This is a genomic window from Ramlibacter sp., assembly GCF_035706265.1.
Lineage (GTDB): Bacteria > Pseudomonadota > Gammaproteobacteria > Burkholderiales > Burkholderiaceae_C > Ramlibacter.
In genome coordinates this window covers 1-6,384 of sequence record NZ_DASSVG010000063.1, presented here as the reverse complement: position 1 = coordinate 6,384, position 6,384 = coordinate 1, and the positions used below count along the sequence as shown (strand labels likewise).

7 protein-coding genes are annotated in these 6,384 nt (G+C 69.9%); 2 read left to right on the top strand and 5 right to left on the bottom strand.

What is annotated here, in order from left to right; translation table 11 throughout:
• The 3 genes from VFM98_RS02210 to VFM98_RS02200 all read right to left on the bottom strand — a co-directional run.
• Window positions 1-588: substrate-binding domain-containing protein (locus VFM98_RS02210; protein ID WP_325108253.1), on the bottom strand; the 588-nt coding region annotated here is incomplete at its 3' end.
• Window positions 588-1,568 carry a tripartite tricarboxylate transporter substrate binding protein gene (locus VFM98_RS02205; protein WP_325108252.1) on the bottom strand — a complete coding sequence of 327 codons (981 nt, stop codon included), beginning with the start codon at window positions 1,566-1,568 and terminating at the stop codon, window positions 588-590. The genes VFM98_RS02205 and VFM98_RS02210, both read right to left, overlap by 1 nt.
• Window positions 1,569-1,603: 35 nt before the next feature.
• Window positions 1,604-2,569, bottom strand: a complete 966-nt coding sequence (locus VFM98_RS02200; RefSeq protein WP_414708972.1) for a tripartite tricarboxylate transporter substrate binding protein — start codon at window positions 2,567-2,569, stop codon at window positions 1,604-1,606.
• A 76-nt stretch (window positions 2,570-2,645) separates the two neighbouring features.
• Between VFM98_RS02200 and VFM98_RS02195 the strand changes: the two genes are divergently transcribed.
• Complete coding sequence (locus tag VFM98_RS02195) at window positions 2,646-3,521, top strand: fumarylacetoacetate hydrolase family protein (protein ID WP_325108250.1); 876 nt, start codon at window positions 2,646-2,648, stop codon at window positions 3,519-3,521.
• Window positions 3,522-3,576: 55 nt separating this feature from the next.
• Here the strand turns inward: VFM98_RS02195 and VFM98_RS02190 are convergent, their stop codons facing one another.
• Both VFM98_RS02190 and VFM98_RS02185 read right to left on the bottom strand, forming a co-directional pair.
• Window positions 3,577-4,584 (bottom strand): serine/threonine protein kinase, encoded by a 1,008-nt coding sequence (locus VFM98_RS02190; RefSeq protein WP_325108249.1) that lies wholly within the window; start codon window positions 4,582-4,584, stop codon window positions 3,577-3,579.
• A gap of 109 nt (window positions 4,585-4,693) precedes the next feature.
• A complete protein-coding gene (locus tag VFM98_RS02185; protein ID WP_325108248.1) occupies window positions 4,694-5,113 on the bottom strand; it encodes an organic hydroperoxide resistance protein in 420 nt (139 codons plus the stop codon).
• Window positions 5,114-5,272: 159 nt separating this feature from the next.
• Here VFM98_RS02185 and VFM98_RS02180 point away from each other — a divergent pair.
• On the top strand, window positions 5,273-6,384 hold a 1,112-nt coding region (locus tag VFM98_RS02180; protein ID WP_325108247.1), incomplete at its 3' end, for a GMC family oxidoreductase.

Sequence of the window (6,384 nt, the reverse complement as noted above, 5' to 3'; positions counted from 1 at the left end):
GGTGTAGGTGGTCGTCAGCTCGTGCGGCGGCGGCAGCAGGCCCGTGAGTTGCACGCCGCCCGTGATCAGGATTTCCGTCACCTGCGTGCAGCCCACCGCATCGCTCTCCGGCGCCTTGGCCAGTTCCGCCATCGCCGTCGCGCCGTTCGGAAACGTGCGCAGCTTGCGCGCATCGTCCGCCAGCCCGAGCGCCTGCAGCACCTTGAAGAAATGGATGCCCGCGGTGGCCTTGGCGGGATCGGGGAAGTAGAGGGCGGGCGCCGCCGACAGCAGCGCCTTCAGGTCTTCCGCCGAGCGGATCGCCACCGGATCGCGGCCCGCCTTCAGCGCCACACCCGTCTTCACCAGCCCCAGCGGGCGCGCCGACGACGCATCGGCCTTGCCCTGCGCCCCCAGGTCCTGGATCAGCGCCTGCGTGAGGATCAGCACGTCGCAGGGCGCGCCGCCCAGCAGCTTCTCCTTCATCGCGCCGACGGCGCCGAAGGTGCCGGCCAGCGCGCAGCCGTGCTGCGCCTCGAAGGCCGCCTGCAGCCGCGACACCAGCCCTTGCGCGGCGCCGCCGCTCAGGATGTGCAGTGCCCGCGCCATCAATCCGCCTTGATGTTGGCGGAGTGGATCACCTTGGCCCACTTCTGGATGTCGTCCTGCACGTACTTGTTGAAGGCCTGCGCATCCATCACCAGCGGCACCGCGCCCTGCCGGGCCCAGGCCTGCTGCAGTTCGCGGTCGCTCACGATCTTGCTCACCGCGCCGTTGAGCCTGTTGACGACATCCGCCGGCGTGCCCTTGGGCGCCAGCAGGCCGAGCCAGATGGTGGCCTCGTAGCCCGGCACGCCGGATTCGTCGATGGTCGGCACGTCGGGCAGCACCGAGGAGCGGTGCTTGCCGCTGGTGCCGATCGCCTTCACCTTGCCGGCCTTGATGTGTTCCGTCATCGTCGTGACGGCATCGAACATGAAGTTCACCTGCCCGCCCAGGATGTCGGTGCGGGCGCCGGAGCTGCCCTTGTACGGGATGTGGAGGATGCTCGTGCCCGACATGCTCTTGAACAGCTCGCCGGCCATGTGGTACGGCGTGCCGGTGCCGGAGGACGCGTACGTCAACTTGCCCGGCTGCGCCTTGGCCGCCTGGAGCAGTTCGCGCACGTTGGCCACCGGCACCGAGGGATGGGCCACCAGCACCAGGTCCGAATAGTTGATCGGCGCCACCGGCACGAAGTCGCGCAGCAGCTCGTACGGCTTGTTCGCCAGCAGCGTCTCGTTCACCGTGTGGGTGTTGGACATCAGCAGCAGCGTGTAGCCGTCCGGCGGCGCCTTGGCCACCATGTCCGTGCCGATCACCGCACCGGCGCCCGGCTTGTTCTCCACCACGAAAGGCTGGCCGAGCAAGTCGGGCAGGCGCTGCGCCAGCGCGCGCGCGAACACGTCGGCGGGGCCGCCGACGGCGAACGGCACGATGATCTTCACCGGCCGACTCGGCCAGTTCTGCGCCGCCGCGGGCAGCGCCTGCATCAGGCCGGCCGCGCAGACGGCGGCCACGAGCGAACGGACGAACAGGTGACGCTTCATCGCGACCTCCGGTGCGTTGGTTGGGTTGGTTGGGGCTACTCCACCTTGCCGATCTTCTTGACGACATCGCCCATGCGGCGCACGTCGTTCTGCACGTACTTCTCGAACTCGGGCGCGTCCTGGTACAGCACGGGGCTGCCGGCGTTCAGGATCACGCTCTGGACCTTGGCGTCGTTGGCGGCGGCGCGGGCGGCCGCGCGCAGGCGCTGCACCACCGGCTCGGGCGTGCCGGCCGGCACGAAGATGCCCGACCACTGCGCGTACTCGGCGTCGTAGCCGGCCTGCTTGAGCGAAGGCACGTCGGGCATGGTCTGCAGCTTGCCGTTGCCCCAGTGGCCCAGCACGCGGATCTTGCCGGCCTTCACGTGCTGCAGCACGGTGGCGGGGCCGGTGGCCAGCGCGTCGACCTGGCCGCCCAGCAGGGCGACCACGGCCGGGCCGGCGCCCGTGTACGGGATGTGCGTGATGTGCACATTCGCCACCTGCTTGAGGATTTCCATCGGCACGTGCATGGTGCCGTAGTTGCCGGAGGAGCCGAAGTTGATGGCGCCAGGGCGCTTGCGCGCGTCCTCGACGAAATCCTTCACCGTCTTCCAGGGCGCATCGGCGCGCACGGCCAGCACCACCGGGTCGGCCGTGATGCGGGCGATGGGGCGCAGCGCGTTGAACGAGTACATCTGCTGGCGGCCGAGGATCCTGTCGGCCTCGGGCAGCACGCTGTAGGAAGAAAGCGCCATCAGGATCGTGTAGCCATCGGCCGGGGCCTTGGCCGCGGCGGCCATGCCGATGCCGCCGCCGGCGCCGCCGCGGTTTTCGATCACGACGGGCTGACCCAGGTCCTTGCTCATCGCTTCGGCGACCGGCCGCCCGACCGTATCGGCCAGCCCGCCCGGCGGGAAGGGCACGATCATGGTGACGGGCTTGGTCGGGAACGCGCCTTGTGCAAAGGCCAGCCCGGCTGCGGCAAGAAAGCCCGCAGCGCAAAGAAATCGACGCAACATCGGGGGAACTCCTGTGAGGTGTTTTGTTAGCATGCTATAGAGCGCCGATTGTGGCGCGAAAGAGAGTTTTCCCCACATGAAAATCGCTGCTTATCGTCATCAAGGCCAGCCCGGCGTCGGGCGCGTGTCGGCCGACGGCCGCCAGGTCGAGCCCTTCCAGCTCTCCCCCGAGGAGGCCGCGCGCGGCGCCCTGCCGATCGTGGAAGCGCAGGCCGCCGGCCGCGCGCTGCCGGCCACCGGCGCGCCCATCGCGCTGGACCAGGTCGAGCTGCTCGCGCCGATCCCGCGTCCGCGCCGCAACATCTTCTGCGTCGGCAAGAACTACCACGCACACGCGAAGGAGTTCGCCGGCAGCGGCTTCGACTCCAGCGCCAAGTCGCACGGCGACATCCCGGCCGAGCCGATCTATTTCAGCAAGGTGCCCGAGTCGGTGATCGGCCACAAGGCGGACATCGTCCACCCGGGCGAAGTCTCGGCGGCGATCGACTACGAGTGCGAGCTGGGCGTGATCATCGGCAAGGGCGGCAAGGGCATCCAGCGCGCGGACGCCATGAGCCACGTGTGGGGCTACACGATCATCAACGACGTGACCGCGCGCGACTGGCAGAGCCGCCACCAGCAGTGGCTGCTGGGCAAGTCCTTCGACACCTTCTGCCCCATGGGCCCGTGGATCGTGACGGCCGACGAGATGGACGGCCAGAACACCGACGTCAAGCTGTGGGTCAACGGCGAGCTGCGCCAGGACGCCAACACCAGGGATTTCATCTTCGACATCCCGAAGATGATCGAGACGCTCTCGGGCGGCATCACGTTGTACCCCGGCGACATCATCGCCACCGGCACGCCGGTGGGCGTGGGCATCGGCTTCAAGCCGCCCAAGTACCTGAAGCCGGGCGACGTGGTGCGGCTGGAGATCCAGGGCATCGGCGTGCTGGAGAACAAGCTGCGCTGAAAGCGCTGGGGTTCGGCCTTCGGCGCTCACCACCAGCCTACGAGGGGCCGGCGCTTCACGCGATCAGCGGCGGCTCCTCCATCGCCTCGAGCTGCTCCTCCAGCATCTGTACCTGCCCGCGCCAGTAGTCGCTGCTGCCGAACCACGGGAAGGCGAGCGGGAACGCGGGATCGTCCCAGCGCCGCGCCAGCCACGCGCTGTAATGCACCAGCCGCAGGGTGCGCAGCGGCTCGATGAGCGCGAGCTCCGCGCGGTCGAAGTCGCGCAGCTGCTCGTAGCCATCGAGCAGGGCGCCGAGCTGGCGCTGGCGCTGCACCCGCTCGCCCGACAGCAGCATCCACAGGTCCTGCACCGCGGGGCCCGTGCGGGCGTCGTCGAGGTCCACGAAGTGCGGCCCGGCGTCGGGCGTCCACAGGATGTTGCCCGGATGGCAGTCGCCGTGCAGCCGCAGCTTGCGCACTCCCGCCTCCTGCGCCTGCGCGAAGGCGGCGCGGATCGCCGCCAGCGCCTGCGCGCACAGGCGCGACCAGTCGCCCTGCACGTCCAGCGGGATCGCCTCGTGCGTCAGCAGCCAGTCGCGCGGCTCCTCGCCGAAGGACTGCACGTCGAGCGCGGGCCGGGCGCGGAACGCATGCTGCGCGCCCACGGTGTGCAGGCGCGCCAGGTAGCGGCCGATCCATTCCAGCACCTCGGCGTCGTCCAGTTCGGGCGCGCGGCCGCCGCGGCGCGGCGAGACGCTGAAGGCGAAGCCCGCGTGGTGGTGCAGCGTCTGCCCGCCCGGTGCCAGCGGGCCCACGGCCGGCACTTCCGCGCGCTCCAGCTCGGCGGCGAAAGCGTGCTCTTCCAGGATCTGGGCGTCGCTCCAGCGGCCCGGCCGGTAGAACTTCACCACCACCACCTCGGAGCCGTGGAAGGGCTCCTCCAGGTGCACCTGGTACACCCGGTTCTCGTACGAGCTCAGCGCCAGCAGGCGCCCGTCGCCGTACAGCCCGAGCGGCAGCAGCGCATCGAGCACCGTGTCCGGCGTGAGCGCCTCATAGGGATGCCGGGTGTCGTCGTTCATGCGGCATTGTCGCCGCGCGTGGCCGACGCACGGGGGTCTTTTGTCATCCCCGCGCAGGCGGGGATTCAGCGCAACGCACTCTGGGCGCCGCCTGCGCGGGCGTGACGCGTCAGACGATGTTGAGCTGCACGTCGATGTTGTTGCGCGTCGCGTTGGAGTAGGGGCAGACCTTGTGCGCCTCTTCCACCAGCTTCTGCGCCTGCTCGCGCTGCATGCCGGGCAGCTTGATGTTCATGCGCACGGAGACGCCGTAGCCCATCGACGTGGGCCCCAGGTCGACTTCGCTGTCGATGGCCGCGTCGTTGGGCACCTGCACGCCGACCTTGGGCGCCACCGCCTTCATCGCGCCCATGAAGCAGGCCGAGTAGCCGATGCCGAACAACTGCTCGGGATTGGTGCCGGGACCGCCCTGCGCCGGCGGCGACAGCCGCACTTCGATCTTGCCGTCGTCGGAGCGGCCGTTGCCGTCGCGGCCGCCGGTCACGTGGGTCTTCGCGGTGTACAGGACCTTGTCGAGGGGAGTCGCCATGATTCTTTCCTTGAAGCTGCTTCGGGGGCCGGATTATGGTCGCGGAACGATGACCGCGCGGGCCCCGTTGCTTCACGGCCGGGCGGCCGGCGCGATTAGAGCCGGCTCCCGGCTGCGCGGCCGTGCGATTCCTTAGACTGGCCGCAGGAGGACAAGACGATGGTTCCCAGCGATGCCCCGGCCGTGGACTACGTGATCGTCGGCGGCGGTTCCGCCGGCTGCGTGCTGGCTGCGCGGCTGAGCGAGGAGGCGCAGGCGCAGGTCGCGCTGCTGGAGGCCGGCCCGCCGGACAAGAGCGTCCTGATCCACTGCCCGGCCGGCCTCGCCGTGCTGGCGAAGAACGGGCAGGCGAACTGGAAGTTCGAGACCGTGCCGCAGCCGGGGCTGGGCGGGCGGCGCGGCTACGTGCCGCGCGGCAAGGTGCTGGGCGGCTCCAGCTCGATCAACGCCATGATCTACACCCGCGGCCACCCGGCGGACTACGACGCCTGGGCGGCGGAAGGCAACCCGGGCTGGTCCTTCGACGAAGTGCTGCCGTACTTCAAGCGCGCCGAGCACAACGAGCGCGGCCCCGATGCCTTCCACGGCACGGGCGGGCCGCTCAACGTGATGGACCTGCGCAGCCCGCACCGCTTCGGGCCGATCTTCGTCGAGGCGGCCAGGCAGGCCGGCTACCCGGTCAACCCCGACTTCAATGGCGCAACGCAGGAAGGCGTGGGCCTGTACCAGGTCACGCACAAGAACGGCGAGCGCTTCAGCGCGGCCAAGGCCTATCTCGCCCCCAATCGCCAGCGCGCCAACCTGCAGGTGATCACCGACGCGCAGGCCACCCGCGTGCTGCTGGAAGGCCGGCGCGCCGTCGGCGTGGTGTACCGGCAGGGCGGGCAGGAGAAGGTGCTGCGCGTCCGGCGCGAGGTGATCCTCAGCGCCGGCGCGCTGCAGTCGCCGCAGCTGCTGATGCTCTCCGGCATCGGGCCGAGCGAGCAGTTGCGCCGGTTCGGCATCGAGGTGGTGCACGACCTGCCCGGCGTCGGACGCAACCTGCACGACCACCTCGATGCCACCCAGATCATGGACGCGCCGCACCTCACCGACCTGCTGGGCCTGTCGCTGCCGGGCCTGGCGAATGCGGTCAAGGGCATCCTCGAATGGCGCCGCCATCGCAGCGGCCTGCTCACCACCAACTTCGCGGAGGCGGGCGGCTTCATCCGCAGCGCGCCGCAGGAGCCGCTGCCGGACCTGCAACTGCATTTCGTGATCGGCAAGCTGGT

What these genes read in the sequence shown, in the direction of transcription:
- VFM98_RS02205 (WP_325108252.1), bottom strand. Translation starts at nt 1,568, where the DNA reads ATGAAGCGTCACCTGTTCGTCCGTTCGCTCGTGGCCGCCGTCTGCGCG.
- VFM98_RS02200 (WP_414708972.1), bottom strand. Translation starts at nt 2,569, where the DNA reads ATGTTGCGTCGATTTCTTTGCGCTGCGGGCTTTCTTGCCGCAGCCGGG.
- VFM98_RS02195 (WP_325108250.1), top strand. Translation starts at nt 2,646, where the DNA reads ATGAAAATCGCTGCTTATCGTCATCAAGGCCAGCCCGGCGTCGGGCGC.
- VFM98_RS02190 (WP_325108249.1), bottom strand. Translation starts at nt 4,584, where the DNA reads ATGAACGACGACACCCGGCATCCCTATGAGGCGCTCACGCCGGACACG.
- VFM98_RS02185 (WP_325108248.1), bottom strand. Translation starts at nt 5,113, where the DNA reads ATGGCGACTCCCCTCGACAAGGTCCTGTACACCGCGAAGACCCACGTG.